This is a genomic window from Roseimaritima multifibrata, from assembly GCF_007741495.1.
Taxonomy (GTDB): Bacteria; Planctomycetota; Planctomycetia; order Pirellulales; family Pirellulaceae; genus Roseimaritima; species Roseimaritima multifibrata.
The window spans coordinates 4007642-4023995 of sequence record NZ_CP036262.1; the positions used below are offsets into that span (position 1 = coordinate 4007642).

Sequence of the window (16354 nt, forward strand, 5' to 3'; positions counted from 1 at the left end):
TGACTGTTTTTTCCTTCCTTGTAAGGTTTGATACGGATGAGCGAAGAAGAAGAACTTTATGTCGCATCCCCTGCGATGTTTCGGAACCATCCGATCGCCTACATCCTGACACTCATCCTTTGTTTGGTCGGGGTCGGAATCATCATCTGGGTCGTCTGGTACATCCGCAGCCGTTCCACCGAATTGACCGTCACCAATCTTCGCACTCGGCTCCACCGAGGCTGGTTGAGCCGGTCGATTACGGAGGTTTGGCATAGCGACGTACGAAATGTCCAGCTTGATCAGACCCTTCTGCAAAGGATGCTGGGGACCGGGCGCATTGCGGTCAGTAGTTCCGGGCAGTCGGGAATCGAAATCGACGTCAACGGCCTGCCCGATCCCGATAAGATCAAAACCTTGATCGATTCCCACCGCGTCGCCGCCCAAGACGATGACGACGAATAACGAAACCATTCGCTTAGAACCACCATCTGGCGACGGTAGCACCTAGCTACGCTCGCCAGAGCGTGGATGGACCGGCAATACGTCACGTATCGATTGCACGTCCCCCGCGGAAGCAGCTGCCCCCACCGCCTGTCGACGGTAGCTACGGAAGCTGCGGCCCCCTAGAGCGTTTCGTTTTCGGCCCTACAGAGGGGAAATTGCTTCGATTGACGCTTTGTGGGACACCCTGCTGGGTTGGTCGACAGGTTTTCCACCGGCGCGTTTTCCCTTGTCGATTCAATCCGACCCGCGATTGGTTTGCTTTTTATAAATTTAGGCTCAAGCCCTTCGATCCAGGCGGCCCGACTGCTAGCGTGTGTGGAGCACTCAAGTACTTCTCCCACGAACCACAAAGGATTGACTTTGTCGGACTCTCCAATGCCTTCGCCGTCAGAATCTGAATCGACATCCCCCTCGGCTCCCCCTCGTGAAACCACCTCCGAGGCGATGCCTGAAGAACCCCAACAAGCCCCTGCAGTGCCTCAAGAAGTCGTACCAAGCCAAGAAGATGCCGTTTCTGAAGGAGTCGTAGAGACTCAGGAAGTCAACGATTCCCCCGCTGCGGAAACGGCTGCCGAATTCCAATCGGAAGCGGCTGTCGCCACCGTGACCGCGGAAGAAATGCAAGAAGAATCGAGTCCAGTTGAATCAGACGCTTCCCAGCCCGCCAACGAAAGCGGTTCGGAAACGGATGAAGAACGCACCGAATTTGTCGCCGCTTTCGATGATTCCGTCGACGAAGCTCAGTTCGATGCCACCAGCGAGCCTTTTGTGGGGCAGTGGCAGCAACTGGTCAGTTCAACGAACTGGGAAAAAGGTCGGATCATCAGCGAATGGCGTGGAGCTTTACTGGAAGCAGGCGCCCATCCGACCGAATATTCCGACGAAGCTTGGGCACGTCGCGCCGGTGGCGTCACTTCGCCACACGTAGGGCGACTGCGTCGCGTCCACGATCGTTTTGAGAAAGAACACAGTAAGTATCCAGGTTTGTTTTGGAGCCACTTCTTGGCGGCTCTGGACTGGGAAGATGCCCCGCTGTGGCTTGAAGGCGCCATGCGAAGTGGCTGGAGTGTTTCGCAGCTGCGTGACCAACGCTGGCAAGCCAACGGCGGCGACGCCGACAAACAACCCAAAGCCGAAGAGTACGTTGACGCCGACGAGGACGATGACGTCATCATGCCCGCCCAAGGGGGTGGACGGCCTGAGCACGAAAAGGGCGAGCCGGGCGACATCACCGCGGGGCCAACCTTCGAAGGTCCCGATTTCGGTGAAGAGGACGACATGCCGGCTCGCGGTGGCAGCGATCCCGCCGGATCGACAATGGTTGCCGATGAAGCGGAAGGTGGAGAGAGCGTCGAAGAAGGCGAACGAATCCAACCGTTCCGCAACCTCCCCGAACTGCCAGACGACCTACGCGACGCCGTTGAATCCCTCAAGCTGGCGATCCTTCGCCACAAAGCGACCAAATGGGAAGCGGTCGAAGCCGAAGATGTCGTCCGCTACCTGACCGGCCTGCGAATGCTTGTCGAAGCTCGCACCGAGTAAAAGTCAGCAAGCTGAATCCCTTTCACTAGCAAGGACCGCTAGTGAAGGTGCCCCCCTTAGCGTAAGCGGGTTGCTGTCTGAATCGAATGCGGAGAAAGATCGCAGCCTTTTGCTCGGGACGCTTTTAGCCCAGCGGGCGACAGACAATTATGGTTCTGTCGCCCGCTGGGCTTTTCTTTTCGCGATACCCACTCCGGCGGCTCACGCCGCCGGCAAGTATCTGCCGCCCTCCGGGCTATTCCCACGAAAGAAGGTTTAAGGGAGCGTTCTTTCGCGGGGGATGTGCGATATATAAGTTGACGGTTTGACAGCAGCTGGCACCTGCCCAGACATCCAAGCGCCACGTCCCCTCGTCGGTTTACCCGACAGGAACGCAAGATTTGAAATTAGAGGTGGTTGTCCCCACGGTTTTCGCTTCCCGTTCGGATTGCCGCTGAAAGCGGCAATCCGAACGGGAAGCGTTTTTCTAGAGCCATGCGAACTAATTTCAAATCTTGGCTTCATGCCAGGCAAGCTGGCATGGGGCCTTTTCTCCCTGCCACACTCACTATTTATTTATCGCACAACCCGAGCGAAAGGCGACAATCACTAAATCGGCGCGCTGTAAGCGGTCCGGCACCAGTCGTGGAAACCACGTGTATCTGCGGGTCGGCTGGCGCCGATCCGGTACGAAAACCGGCCAACGCCTTTACGAACGAGGCTGAAACTGAAAGTTCTTGCTCTTCGAAAAGAACTCGATCGGATTGTCGTAGACGATCTTTTTGATCAATGCTTCCGAGTGGCCTCTCTGCCGCAGTTCAAAAATCAGATCGGGGACAGCGGTTGGTTTGCTTGGGCCCCAGTCGCCAGCCGAATTGGCAAGCAGGCGTTCCGGTCCAAACATCTCGATCATGTCGGCGGCTCGCTGAGGCGTGCACTTGGAAACGGGGTACAAAGTCATCCCGGCCCAGTAACCATCATCCAGCACCGCCTGAATCGTATGCTCTTCCACGTGGTCGACCAAAACCCGCGAGCGATCGATTCGTGAATCCCCATTCAACATATCCAGAATCATCCGCGTCCCTTTGTACTTGTCTTCCAAGTGCGGGGTATGGATGAGGATGGGTTGTTGATGGGCGATCGCCAGTTCCATGTGTTCCAGGAAGATGATCGATTCGTTACGCGTATTTTTATTTAAACCGATTTCCCCAATCCCCAAGACTCCTGGAGCGTCAAGGAATTCAGGAATCATCGCGATCACTTCACGAGACAATTCAACGTTTTCAGCCTCTTTGGCGTTGATACACAGCCATGTGAAGTGCTGGATCCCGTACTGAGCCGCACGTTTTCCTTCCACCGCGGTCAGCTGATGGAAATAGTCGCGAAATCCATCCACACTTCCTCGGTCAAAACCGGCCCAGAAAGCTGGTTCACTGACGGCAACGCATCCCATCCTGGCAAGCGTCGCATAGTCGTCGGTGACACGAGATACCATGTGGATATGCGGGTCGATATAGTCCATGCTCGGTACGATTATGCAAAGGTATTAAGGAAGGGAAGAATGATCTTTGAGAAAGGTCTGTGGATGGTCAAACCTTCAACTGGGTCCGCCAGTCCGCATCGTATGGTTGCGAAAACAATCTTTGCAATCGTTCGGCTCTTTGTCCTTCCTGATCGGTCAGGATCTTCAAAGCTTCCGCCAGTTGTTCGGCGCGGGGGTCGTCGGTAACGCTGCCGCTTGCGCGTTCCAGTCGATCCAATGTCGCACCGACCTCTAACAATCGAGCGCGAACTTCCAAAAAATGACGTTCTAGTAACGACGCGGCATCGGCGGGCGAAGACATGGCAATGACAGACTAAAACAATGCAGTAAACCCAGCGACTGGACCATCCACCGCTGCAAATATCTGGCCGCCAAACTCGTTGACGACCTTCTATCAATATACTCGGTCATCCATTGTCCTGCAGTCCACCACAATGGAGCGATCGAATAATCCGATCGAGCCAAATATACCGGCATCGATATCTCGAACCGCGTGAAACCTTGCCGGATCGGTCAACTTTTCCGGTCAGGCGATCGATACAGCCTGAAGCGGCATTTCGTTAGTTCACGTAATGGTCCCAGGAATGACAAGGTGTGATTCCAGCCGCGTCCTCAAACCAAGTCTCCGTCAAGATGAACGGTTTAGAGCTCACGTTCGACATTCTCGCCACGACGCCTAATGAGGCTTCGTTATCGTTGTTGGCGCCTGCGCTAACATCGGCGGACCTTAGTGTCCGTGGGTTGGCGGTCGATGCGTTGTGCAATCGGGATTCGGTCGAAGCCAATTTCCGATTGATCCAAAACTGGGAAAACCTTGTTCCCGATCAGCGTCAGCGAATCAAAAATGTGGGGCCTCGATTTTGTGACGCCCTGCACATCGCGTTTGCCGACAACGATAAGGCCCTTTCGCTGATCGCCATCCGAATCATTGAAGCCCTACAAATTCATTCAATGTTTCCCACCTTGGTCGGCCTTGTTGAAACCGAGCCAGACGGCCCTTCGCGGAATTTGGCGACATTGGTGGTGATGCGGATGGCAAGCACTCAAGGCAAAGCCGCGCGAAGTGACCATGACCGGCCCGCCGTTCGTGGCCCCATGATTCGATCGCTGGCCGAAGCGACCAGACGCTATCCCAGCCACAAACAGCAGACTCTCGTCGATGCCTTCCTTGTCGCCAGCAAATGGACCGATAGTGAATTCTCCAGTCAGTTCGCGAAGAATTCGCACCAGCGTCAACTGCTCTTGGATCGATTCCAGAACAGTGATGAACGTGGGATTTGCGAACTCCTTTGCAGCGCCCTCCAGCGGTCACGCGCTAACATCGATGTGCTTGATCTCATTCGCAGCCGGTCCGGGGAAAACTTTCGCGAATCTTTGCTCTCCGCAATCAGTCCTCATCCCGGACCCAATTGCATTCGCAACCTAGTCGCAATCGGAATCCCTTCCTGTTGCCAACTGACGCCGCTGCAGACTCAACGCCAAAGTTTTCGCACCCGCTGCATCTTGGCCATCATGCAAGGCATCGCGGGAACGGATCACGTTGCCGCCTTGGAACGCATCCTGGCATTATTACCTCCGGCAAGTGAATCGCTGAAAAGCGGTTTGCTCGCTGCCCTGCATCGGTTCCCGCCGCTCGATCCGGATCGTCTCCTGCAAGCAGCCATTCAGTGGCGACCTCCCGGCGAAGCGGCCGTACCCGTTAGCGACTTTCGCCGGGGGAGCAGCCTTGAACAAGACGTCGCCGTCCTTACTCGAATTCTGACGATCATTCAGAACCGAGACCCACAACTGGCAGAAATGCTTCGTCCGCTACTGAAACCACTGCACGCAACCGAGCTTCTGCCTCAATTGGGGCGGTATCGCCCCAGCGTTCGCCGCCGTCTGGGGAAGGTCATGTCGATCGTCGATTTGGATTTTGTTCACGTCATTGAAGGTCAGATGCGCCACCCGGTGATGCTGAAACGCCTGGAAGCGATCGGCGGCGTCGTCGCACTTGGTTTAGCCGATGAGTTTAGCCGTTCGTTGGTTCACATCGCCCATAACGATCATGTCGAAGCTCAAATCCGAGCGGCCCGTGCCCTTGGGACCGCTTCGAATATCGAATCGCTCGATGCGTTGCTGGAATTGACGATGCGCCCCGACAGTTCGATTCGCGATGCGGCGGTCCTTGCCCTCCGCAAACGGACCAACCCTGACCTCAACCTCCAGACGGGGGATTCCATTGATTGATTCCCTGATCCCCAAAATGGTCGTACACGGCTTTCATCTGCTGGCCGATGGTCGCATCAATGACCTGGGATACCATTTCCAGAACTCCAGTTCCCGCTCAAGTATCGCCTACTACGCGCTGCTAATGGTACCGATCATCGCTGCGATCGCCGGGTACAGCGTCTATCAGTTCAACAATCGCCCCAAATATGTAATCAACACGGGGGAAGGATTGCTGCGCGAACTGTGCCGCGCGCATCGCATCCGTGGCGGGCACCTCCTCCTATTGATGGCGATCGCAGAAACCGCGGAGGTATCGCCGCCGGGACTTCTATTCACCGCCCCAGGGCTCTTTGACGAAGCGGTCAAAAAAGCCAGTGAACAGATTCAATTCAGCATTGCCGAGCGTGAAGCGATCGGCCAGCTAAAGCGACAAATATTTGAAAGCGACAAAGTAAAAAGATAGCGATGGCCGCCGAAAAACGTCGGTTACGACTTTCTACGAATTCAAGACTTCGCTGCAGGATCCTGATAGCGGACTTCGCCCGTTCCCTCGACGATTTCGCCAATCGGGAAACAGTCAAAACCGGCCGCGAGGATCCGCTCACGGACGCTGGCGGCGTAGTAGGAACTAACCACCATCGTCATTCCGATTCCCATATTGAAGACTCGCTCCATTTCGGCTGGTTCGACATTCCCCAGTTCCTGCAACCACGAAAAGACAGCAGGGGGGGTCCAAGCGTTTGGATCGATTAGAGCATCGACGCCCGCAGGCATCACTCGCCCCAGATTTTCAGCCAGTCCGCCACCGGTGATATGAGCGATCCCGTGCAAGACTTGCTTGACGCGGTAATGGCTTTGTACGGCGCGAACCGCCGCCACGTAGATCTGCGTGGGCTGCAATGTGGTTTCGGCGATTGTCCTGCCTTCAAACACATCCGGCGAATCGTTCCAGCCCAACCCTGCGTCTTGGATGATTTTACGGACCAAGCTGAAACCGTTGGAATGCAGACCGCTGCTGGCCAAACCAAGCACCACATCTCCCGGCGAGATCAGGTGCCCGTCGATCAATCGGCTCTGTTCGACAACTCCGACCGCAAAACCAGCCAGATCGTAATCATCCGTCCCGTACATATCGGGCATGATTGCCGTTTCGCCGCCGAGCAGCGCGCTGTCTGCCTGCAGGCATCCGTCGCTGATTCCCTGAACAATCTTTTCCAGTCGATCGGGATCGTCCCGTCCCATCGCGACATAGTCGAGGAAGAAGAGGGGCTCGGCACCTGTGCAGAGCAGATCATTGACGCACATCGCCACCAAATCGATCCCGACCGTCGCATGACGGTCGGTCTGCTGGGCGATCTTCAACTTCGTCCCCACCCCATCGGTACCGCTGACCAAAATCGGCTGACGGTAGCGGCGCGAGAACAATTGGCCTTCAAAGTCCAGACGGAAGAGGCCTGCAAACCCCCCGTCGCTGTTGATAACGCGTGGGCTAAAAGTCCGATGCATCAAAGAGGGCAGTCGCCCCATCGATTGGGCGTATAAGTCCAAATCGACTCCGGCATCTTTATAAGTGGCTGCCATGACAGTCCAGGAGCGAGAAAAGTTGGGGTAGGAATGATTGCGGGCATTATGCCAGGAGAAACGATTGATTGCATGTAGGGCCCCTATCAAGAGAGGGCGGGAATTCAAAGGTTTTTTCCTGAGCCGCTCGATTCCCAGCGACGAGCCAATTGCAGGCCCCCTGACGGCAGAGGGAAGGGCTCCCTAAAACCATATCTAGGGACAACAATCTACCTTTATGGCCAAGACTGCCCAAATTTACCACTTTTCCCGGCGGGGGCACCTGCTCAGCGGTTAGACTCTAAGCGGATTTTTTGAAGGCGCCTGCCGAATGATTTCGGACCTACAGAGCCCTCAATCGGAACACTTTCGGTTATCGAAAAGGAGGGCCTCTTTCGCACGCCTCTGCTAGACGGCAGTTCAGGCACCTCATGTAAAGGAATTGCCCAGCATTTTTCCGTGTAAAGCGGCTAAATCCTGGGGCGCGTGTAGGGTTTCCTATCAACCCTAATCACGTTCACGTGAAAGCGAAAGAAGGACCTGCTATATGCTAATGCGTCACCCGCATCCCGAGTTACAATTCGCCTACCAGACTCCCTTTGGCGCAAATGCATCAGAGGATGGCGTTCAGTTCTCCGTATTCAGTCGCTCCGCTACGGCGATGCGACTACTGTTATACAATCGCGTCACGGACCGCGAACCATCGGAAATCATCGATTTTGATCGTGACTCCGATCGCTGGGGTGACATCTGGAGCATGAAAGTTCCAGGTCTGAAACATGGCCAACTGTACCACTTTCAGGCCAGCGGCCCTTGGAACCCAGCGGAAGGGCAGCGTTTCGATTCGTCCGCTCGGTTGATCGATCCGTACGCACAAGCCCTCGCCGGCACCTTCCAGAAGGGAGAGGACGGAGTCGTCCGCCCACCGAAGTGTGTCGTCGTTCACGATGACTTTGACTGGGAAGGGGACCGACACATCCGTCGTCCTCTGGATGAATCGGTCATCTACGAAATGCACGTCCGTGGGTTCACCAAAAGCCGAACCGCCAAGGTCGATGCGAACGGTGGTTACCTAGGCGTCATCGAAAAGATTCCCTACCTGCAGTCTCTCGGGATAACGGCAGTGGAATTGATGCCGATCCATGAATTCCCAATCATGGATACGATGGGTCAGAAATCGTCTCGTCCCAATTACTGGGGCTACGATTCGATGGCCTTCTTCTCACCACACCGTGGCTTTGCAACCGACACGACTCCGGGAGCCCAGGTCCGCGAATTCAAAGAAATGGTCAAGGCACTGCATGCTGCCGGGATCGAAGTGATTCTGGACGTGGTCTTTAACCACACCTGTGAAGGAAATGAAAACGGACCGACGTTGTCTTTCAAAGGTCTAGAGAACAGCGTTTACTACATCCTTGAAGACGACAAACAGTACTACGCAAACTACAGCGGTTGCGGAAATACGGTCAACGGAAACCATCCTGTCGTCCGCGAAATGATTTTCCATTGCCTGCGGCACTGGGTGCATAACTACCACGTCGACGGATTCCGCTTCGATTTGGCAAGCATCCTCAGTCGTGATCAATCGGGCAACCTTGTCCCGAATCCACCGATGGTTGAACTGATCGCAGAAGATCCGATGTTGGCCGACACCAAAATCATCGCGGAAGCTTGGGATGCCGCCGGAGCCTACCAAGTCGGATCGTTTGGATCGGGCAGTCGTTGGGCCGAATGGAATGGTCGCTATCGCGACGACGTCCGTCAATTTTGGCGTGGCGATTCCGGAACGCTCGGAGCCCTCGCGACACGTTTGGCCGGTAGCAGCGACCTTTATCAGCACAGTGGCCGAGCCCCCGCAAGTAGCATTAACTTTGTTACTAGCCACGACGGGTTCACCATGAATGACTTGGTTAGCTACAAAGACAAACACAACCTTGCCAACGGTGAAGAGGGACGTGACGGCGACAACAACAACTGTAGTGACAACTACGGCGTTGAAGGGCCGACGCGTCGCAAAGGTATCCGCGAAGTTCGCACCCGCCAAATCAAAAACATGTTGGCGACTCTACTGCTCAGCCAGGGAACTCCCATGCTGGTCAGCGGAGACGAAATTCGTCGTACGCAGCGAGGCAACAACAACGCCTACTGCCAAGACAACGACATCAGCTGGTTCGATTGGCGACTGGTCGAAAAGAACGCGGAAATGCTTCGCTTTACCCAAGGCCTGATTAAGTTTCGCCTGGGACAGCCAACCGTTCGCCGACGTTCATTCCTCACCGGGCAACCAACAACCGGTCGCCTGATTCCTGACGTCTCGTGGTACGCTCCCGATGGATCGCCACTCGACTGGGGACAAGGGGAATTGGCAATGGTGGCTTACTTGGCAGCTCCGCCAAAATCGGAAGACGCCGATTGCCAGGGAAGAGACGTCTTGATGCTGTTCAACTCGACGGGACAACCGCGTGAGTTCTTGCTTCCGGATGTCGGCCGCGGGATGGCTTGGAATCTAATGTTGGATACCGCCGCCACTTCGCCAAACGATATCTTTGTCGATGAACCAGGCCCCCACCCTCCGAGCAACCGAATCGTGGCAATGCCATACCATTCGATGCAAGTTTACGTCAGCGAAACGGTTAACAGCTAGGCAACCGGATTCCGGTTGACGTGCAGAAGAACAGGCAAAGTAGCGGAACGGCACAGGCCGTCCGCTAGCGGCATTTCAAACCGGGCAGATGATGGCAAATTGCCTGCAAACTTCTTAGCGGCACGGCGCGAGCGCTATCCCTTCTACTTTGCCATCTGCGGGTAATTTTCTTAGCGGAACGGCGCAAGCCGTCCGGCAAATGCATCCTGTGTTCCGAGCGCTTGCCGGACGGCTCGCGCCGTTCCGCTAAAAAAGCAGATGGCATTGAACGCGAGTCGGCGGATAAATACGCGGCAGCCCCGGCGTTGGGCATCTCCCCCGGAAGTATTTGATAACCGCAGGCACGGCACTGGCTAAATGAATTAGAATGAAGCTCCATACGCTCCCATTCCTTTAGTCCCACCTGCCATGAAAACGCTTCGAAACCTTCTGATCCTACTCTTGTTCTCGACCGCCAGCCTACAGGCGGCGGATCGCCCAAACATTGTCTTTTTCTTCGCAGATGACCAAACGACCAGTACCGTCGGTTGTTATGGGAATCCGCTGATCCAGACTCCCAACATCGACGCCCTCGCGGCCCGTGGGACTCGATTTGACAATGCCTGTGTTAGCCAAGCCATCTGCTGGGTCAGCCGGACGACAATTCTGACCGGGCTGACCGGGCGGAGCTACGGAACGCCAACGAATCCCGAGCAAACCCGTCCCGACGCGGCACAAACGCTTTACACCGATCTGCTTAGCCAACAGGGTTACCGGACAGGCTACTTTGGCAAATGGCATGCGAAAATGCCCAAAGGATTTGTACGAGAAAGCCACTTCGATCAATTTGAAGCGATTGGCCGCAACCCTTATTACAAGAAACAGCCGGACGGGACTCTTCGACATGAAACCGACCTGATTGTCGATCGGGGTATCGAATTCCTGCAAAATCAACCGAGCGACCAACCGTTTGCTTTGAACATGTGGTTCAACGCTTGTCATGCCGAGGACAGCGACCGCCGGCCCGGAATCGGGCATTTCCCGTGGCCTGAATCGACCAACGGAATGTATGAAGATATTCAAATCCCACCGCCACGTTTGAACGACGCGACGATCTTTTCCCAGTTGCCCGATTTTCTAAAAACGACGATCAACCGGGAACGCTACTTCTGGCGATGGAATACGGACGAAAAGTACCAAACGAACATGCGTGCGTACTATCGAATGGTTTCGGGGATCGATAATGCAATCGGTCGATTCCTGGACGCTCTTGAAGAAAGCGGATTGGCCGAAAACACCATCGTCGTCTATTCGGCCGACAACGGTTATTACATGGCGAACCGTGGTTTGGCCGGCAAATGGTCTCACTATGAGGAAGCCCTTCGTGTTCCGCTGATCATCTCCGACCCTCGCGCCCCGAAAGAGGCTCAGGGGCAAGTCAGCGACGCATCCGCCCTGAACCTTGACCTACCAGCCACCTTCTTGGATTGGGCCGGAGTTCCTGTCCCTGCAAAATACCAAGGGCAAAGCCTGCAACCGATTGTCGCTGGCAAAAAACCAGCGGACTGGCGTACCGAAACCTTCCACGAGCACTTTGCGGTTCGCAACCGAATCCCTGCCTTTGAAGGTTTACGCAACGATCGCTTCAAGTACGTTCGCTACTTCGACAACGACCAGTATGAATTCCTGCACGATCTAAAAAACGACCCAGACGAACTGCAAAACCTGGCTCATGACCCGGCGCATGCCGAAACACTTGCTGCGATGCGGAAGCGGACGACCGATCGAGTCGCCGAACTTGGTGGCCCGCTGGCTCCTCTGAATCGCTTTAATCCCTCCACCGTTCCGTACCCAGAATCGTCCGCAATGGTCGGCGTCAACGCCGGTAAAAAATCGGACGGTTTCGTCCCTGTGTTTGACGGAAAAACCCTCCGCAACTGGGCGGGCGATAGTGCTTACTGGTCGGTCGAAGATGGTGCGTTAACAGGCGTCACCGATGGCTCGCTAAAAGCGAATCAGTTCATTACCTGGACTCCATCAACGATCCGCAATTTTGACCTTCGAGTTAAAGTAAAAGTGACCAAAGGCGGCAACAGCGGTCTGCAATACCGGGGGACTTCGCGGCCTGATCTAGGACTGTACGTGGTGACCGGATACCAGTGCGACGTGGTTGCCAACGTCCCGAAATACAACGGTATGTTGTACGAAGAGAAAGGACGCCGCATCCTTTCTCACACGGGCGAAAAGGTGATCGTCGATCCTGCGGGCCAGCCGTGGATCGTCGATCACATGCCCGTCAAAGAGTTCGCCCCCGATGAGTGGCACGATTACCGCGTCCTCGTCGAGGGTAATCATCATCGTCACTGGATCGACGGACACCCAACAGCCGATCTGATCGACCTGGATGAAAAGGGAAGATCGCTAGAAGGGGTGTTGGCCGTCCAAGTCCACGTCGGACCGGCGATGAAGATTCAGTACAAGGATTTTAAGATCAAACATCTTCCGGACGTGATGCCACTGCTTTCGGCCGAAGAGGCTCCGATCCCAGCCGGATCGGTCGGCGTTCGTCCGCAAGGAAAACTCCCCAAAGATTGGACGCCGCCAGTCTACGGCCAACGATAGGACTCGTTAGCCACATCCAGCAACGAGCCATCGGGCCTTCCTTTTATCCTTGCGCATCCACCGGGGCTTGGCAGCCCTCGGTGGAGATTGTGCCAGCCTTCCAGGCTTATCTCAGGAGAGCCAAAAGTCTCCGATGCTTTCCAGGCCCGAAGGGCCGACACAATCTCTGCCGGGGGTGAAGCCCCCGGAACAGGAGCCAGTCCCAGCGAAAAGGCCCGAAGGGCCGAAGGGCCGAACAAAGGCAGAAGGGAATGCATCCAGATGACACAACTTCAAAACTGACGCAGCGGGTTGGGATTTTGAATGCCCGATGAGCCAAGGATCATGGAAGTCGAAAGGTCAAATCGCAGCACGCAGTTGCTCGTCGACTCGGCTGGCAAAGTCGGCCGATTTGGAGACGAGATCCGGGTACGTCTGGGCAAGGTCCTCTAGCTGCTTCTTCAATCGCTCAGCACTCTCGGCCATTTCGTCATGATAGGATTTTCGATAATCGCTAAACGCCTGATTCAAATTTTTGACATGAACGTGCGGCGCCTGCCAAACCTCTAAATCCGACACGATTTCGGCTAACAAAAAAGCAAGCTGCCAATGCCCCTGGATGTCTCCCGGGATCGGTTGATCGCTCAGGCTTCCCGACCATGCCGAAGCAAACTCGGATGCCTCTTCGCCGTCTGAATCGCTTTCGCTGAAGTCGTTCTCTTCGTTCGACTCGCTAAGGAAATCACCATTCTCGCGCGCCCACTCTTCCCGGGTTTCATAGATCGAAAAGGCGAATTCCTCGTCCTCCTCCAAGACATAGCCATCCATGCCCTGCAGCCCCTGCACCTGGGATCCCATCATCCCGTCGGCCATCATCAGACAGATCGGACAATCACAATCGAGGATATGCGATTCCTCTTGAATCCCTTCGATACCAACAATGGGTACGCCCAGTGCTTGCGGTACACGACGCCGACTACATTCCAAAGTGAAGCGTACGGGGGCTTCTCCCTCCATCGATCCGGCTAACCATTCGTCTCGGACACGCGTTAGTTCGCCGATGAGCAGCTGCGAGGTCTCCCGTGGATGACCGGCGAGGATTTCTTCGGGATGCTGACGGCACCACTCCCACCCGGCGGCGATCACTATCCGGCAAAGATCGTAATAGACCACCAGTTCCTCCGTCGACATCGGAGCGGTCTGAACGGCTGCCAAGTCCTGAGGGATCGCCACCACTTCGGCTCCGTCAAACAACCGCAACTGCTGTCCCCAGATCAGACTGTCGATCCACGAACGCCCGCGGTGAAGCATCTGCCGCGGATAAAGTCCTTGCAAATCGTCCCGCGGGGTCATCAACCAATCGCGATGAACAATGATGGTAAATCCATGCCGCGAGCGAAAATGCGATGCCGCCTGACTTTTCACCCAGGCCTCACTCTGCACGGCGTTCAAGATTCGTCCCGCTAAATCTTGCACCATCGGCAGACCAAAGAGGACGTCGCGGTCAACGCGGGGAATTTTCAGCAGACTCTCCCGCCCGCGTTCGATCCGTTCCGCTTCGACATGCTGGTGCAGTTCCCACCACGGCGCCAGATGAACGCTTAACGGAAACGGAGACTTACCAGCTTCCTCATCGTTCATGTCGTAGACCGCGTCTCGCTCGATCGCCTGAAACGATCCTCCGGTTAGGACACGCTTCTCCGCACAATCGATGACAACCCAGGCCTTGCTTCCTCGGATCGCTTCCAGCACTTCTTGCGGATCGGATTTCGCAAACGGGATCTGGCTGGCAAATTCGCAAACCATTGGATTTCGATACCGTGGCCAGCAAGCCAATAGCTCTGCGAAATCGATTGGATCCTCCGACGCCACCGCCAGAAAAGTCAGCGCCGTGTCACTGCCAACTTCTCCGGCTAACTGCCAGCCTTCGGAATCGAGTACAGCCAATACTGCATCGTCATCTTGAGTAACCATCGTTCCTACCCCATAGAGATCGAGTTACACACACTGCCCGGTGCAATCTCCAAGGCAGTGAAACGGAAAAAGCCCACACCAGAACTTCACCCAGAAAGCCTTACTCTGCTCGGTGACATCCAGCGACACTCCATCATACCGATGATCATTTTGATCATCAACAAGCACTGGAGCAAACGTCCGATTCACGCACGAAGGGACGATTGTTCGCCAAGAGGATGCGTCGCGACTAAGAACTGCAAGACAACATCGAACAACCGACTTTATGCCGTGCCCACTCAGGACGTTTTGCAAACCATTTTTCGTATTGCGGATTTTCGCTATAGGGCTGCCGGAGGACTTCGGCAATCTCCTCGATGACCGAAAGGTCCCCTCCCTCTGCGGCGTCGATGGCTAGTTGAGCCATATAGTTTCGCAGGACGTATTTTGGGTTCACTTGGTTCATTTCCTGGCGTCGTTGTTGATCGCTGGTGGTCGACTGATTCAAGCGATAGAAGTACATTTCGAACCAATCTCGCCACCGCTGCAACACTTCGCCGACCAACTCGTCCGGTTGATAAAACGCCTCGTAAACGGGAGCAAGGAAGTCATCGGCCTGCAGGTCCATCCGATCGGGTGATACGTTGGCCAGCAACCGATAAAACAAGGTCATGTCGGTTTCGGTTTCCTGCAAAGTGGTTTCTAGAACCGTCAGCAACGCTTCGTCGCTTGGCTCCGGATCCAAAATCCCCAGCTTCCGGGCTCGCATCGCTAGATCCTGAGTGCGAAAGTCATTCTGAAACTCTTCTAGGGCCGCTTCGAATGGCTCCGCCTCTTCGACCAACGGGTAGAGCGCATTGGCCAACTTGATCAAGTTCCAGAACACAATTTCAACTTGGTTGCCGTATCGGTAACGACGCTGAGCCCGATCGGTGGTATTTGGCGTCCAATCTGGGTCATACCCTTCCAACCAACCGTAGGGCCCGTAATCGATCGTTTCGCCATGGATCGACATGTTATCGGTATTCATGACTCCATGAACAAAACCAACCCGTTGCCAGCCCAGCACCATTTGCAGACTTCGCTGACAAACCGCCTGAAAAAACTTTCCGTACGGTTCCGTTTCTCCGTCGCGGCAGTCGGGATAGAAATGGCGGATGGTGTAGTCGGCCAGCTTTTTCAGCAGTTCGATTTCCCCTCTTGAAGACAGCAATTCGAAATTGCCAAACCGGATAAAACTGGGAGCGACGCGGCAGACGACTGCACCTGGTTCCATTGCAGCATGCCCGTCATACATAACGTCCCGCATGACTTCGTCACCGGTTGTCAGCAGGCAGAGCGAGCGGCTGGTCGGAACGCCCAGATGAAACATCGCCTCGCTGCACAGATGTTCGCGGACGGAAGACCGCAGCACTGCCAATCCATCGCCCATCCGTGAATAGGGCGTTGCCCCGGCTCCTTTCAATTGCAACGTCCACTGCTGATCGCGATGACGAACTTCAAACAAATTAATTGCACGGCCATCGCCCAACTGCCCGGCCCAAGATCCAAATTGGTGCCCGCCATAAGCCATGGCGTACGGACGTGTCCCTGCCGCCACCTGCTTGCCACTAAACAGGTCGCGAAACGAATCGGAAGCGACCTGCTGCTCGGTCAATCCGACCAGTTCGGCCACCTCGCGGGCAACGTGCAGCACTTTGGGAGCCGTCGGAACCCGCGGAGTCACGTAAGAGAACAGTGCACCACTGACCTGACGACGACTATTTTCCTCATTGGGATCTGCGGGTAATTCTTTGCGAAATCGGTCATCAAAATCTAATCGCATATCGCAGTCTTTCCCAATTTCCCAAAAAGAA

Annotated in this window: 11 protein-coding genes; 6 read left to right on the plus strand and 5 right to left on the minus strand. The window is 55.2% G+C overall.

The genetic code is table 11. The annotated features are described in order from the left end of the window. The first annotated feature begins 36 nt into the window (after positions 1–36). Together FF011L_RS14510 and FF011L_RS14515 are read left to right on the plus strand one after the other, a co-directional pair. Positions 37–444 carry a PH domain-containing protein gene (locus FF011L_RS14510; protein WP_145352376.1) on the plus strand — a complete coding sequence of 136 codons (408 nt, stop codon included), beginning with the start codon at positions 37–39 and terminating at the stop codon, positions 442–444. A gap of 417 nt (positions 445–861) precedes the next feature. Next, positions 862–2028 (plus strand): hypothetical protein, encoded by a 1167-nt coding sequence (locus tag FF011L_RS14515; protein WP_145352378.1) that lies wholly within the window; start codon positions 862–864, stop codon positions 2026–2028. Positions 2029–2716: 688 nt separating this feature from the next. On the opposite strand, the gene FF011L_RS14520 is transcribed toward FF011L_RS14515, so the two are convergent. Both FF011L_RS14520 and FF011L_RS14525 read right to left on the minus strand, forming a co-directional pair. Next, a complete protein-coding gene (locus tag FF011L_RS14520) occupies positions 2717–3529 on the minus strand; it encodes a TatD family hydrolase (protein ID WP_145352380.1) in 813 nt (270 codons plus the stop codon). A 67-nt stretch (positions 3530–3596) separates the two neighbouring features. Further along, positions 3597–3851, minus strand: a complete 255-nt coding sequence (locus FF011L_RS14525; protein ID WP_145352382.1) for a hypothetical protein — start codon at positions 3849–3851, stop codon at positions 3597–3599. 332 nt (positions 3852–4183) lie between these two features. Here FF011L_RS14525 and FF011L_RS14530 point away from each other — a divergent pair, with 332 nt between their 5' ends. Together FF011L_RS14530 and FF011L_RS14535 are read left to right on the plus strand one after the other, a co-directional pair. Beyond that, complete coding sequence (locus tag FF011L_RS14530) at positions 4184–5779, plus strand: HEAT repeat domain-containing protein (protein WP_145352383.1); 1596 nt, start codon at positions 4184–4186, stop codon at positions 5777–5779. Beyond that, positions 5772–6224: a hypothetical protein gene (locus FF011L_RS14535; protein WP_145352384.1), complete on the plus strand. Its 453-nt coding sequence runs from the start codon at positions 5772–5774 to the stop codon at positions 6222–6224. Before FF011L_RS14530 ends, FF011L_RS14535 begins: the two co-directional genes overlap by 8 nt. 41 nt (positions 6225–6265) lie before the next feature. Here the strand turns inward: FF011L_RS14535 and purM are convergent, their stop codons facing one another. Further along, positions 6266–7342: a phosphoribosylformylglycinamidine cyclo-ligase gene (gene purM / locus FF011L_RS14540; RefSeq protein WP_145352385.1), complete on the minus strand. Its 1077-nt coding sequence runs from the start codon at positions 7340–7342 to the stop codon at positions 6266–6268. A 526-nt stretch (positions 7343–7868) separates the two neighbouring features. Here purM and glgX point away from each other — a divergent pair. Both glgX and FF011L_RS14550 read left to right on the plus strand, forming a co-directional pair. Further along, positions 7869–9965 carry a glycogen debranching protein GlgX gene (gene glgX / locus FF011L_RS14545; protein ID WP_145352386.1) on the plus strand — a complete coding sequence of 699 codons (2097 nt, stop codon included), beginning with the start codon at positions 7869–7871 and terminating at the stop codon, positions 9963–9965. A gap of 408 nt (positions 9966–10373) precedes the next feature. Then, entirely contained in the window at positions 10374–12566 is a 2193-nt protein-coding gene (locus FF011L_RS14550; protein WP_145352387.1) for a sulfatase-like hydrolase/transferase, read from the plus strand. 339 nt (positions 12567–12905) lie between these two features. Here FF011L_RS14550 and FF011L_RS14555 read toward each other — a convergent pair whose 3' ends face one another. Next, positions 12906–14519 (minus strand): hypothetical protein, encoded by a 1614-nt coding sequence (locus tag FF011L_RS14555; protein ID WP_145352388.1) that lies wholly within the window; start codon positions 14517–14519, stop codon positions 12906–12908. Positions 14520–14748: 229 nt separating this feature from the next. Then, positions 14749–16323: a protein adenylyltransferase SelO gene (locus FF011L_RS14560; protein WP_145352389.1), complete on the minus strand. Its 1575-nt coding sequence runs from the start codon at positions 16321–16323 to the stop codon at positions 14749–14751. Positions 16324–16354 lie beyond the last annotated feature (31 nt).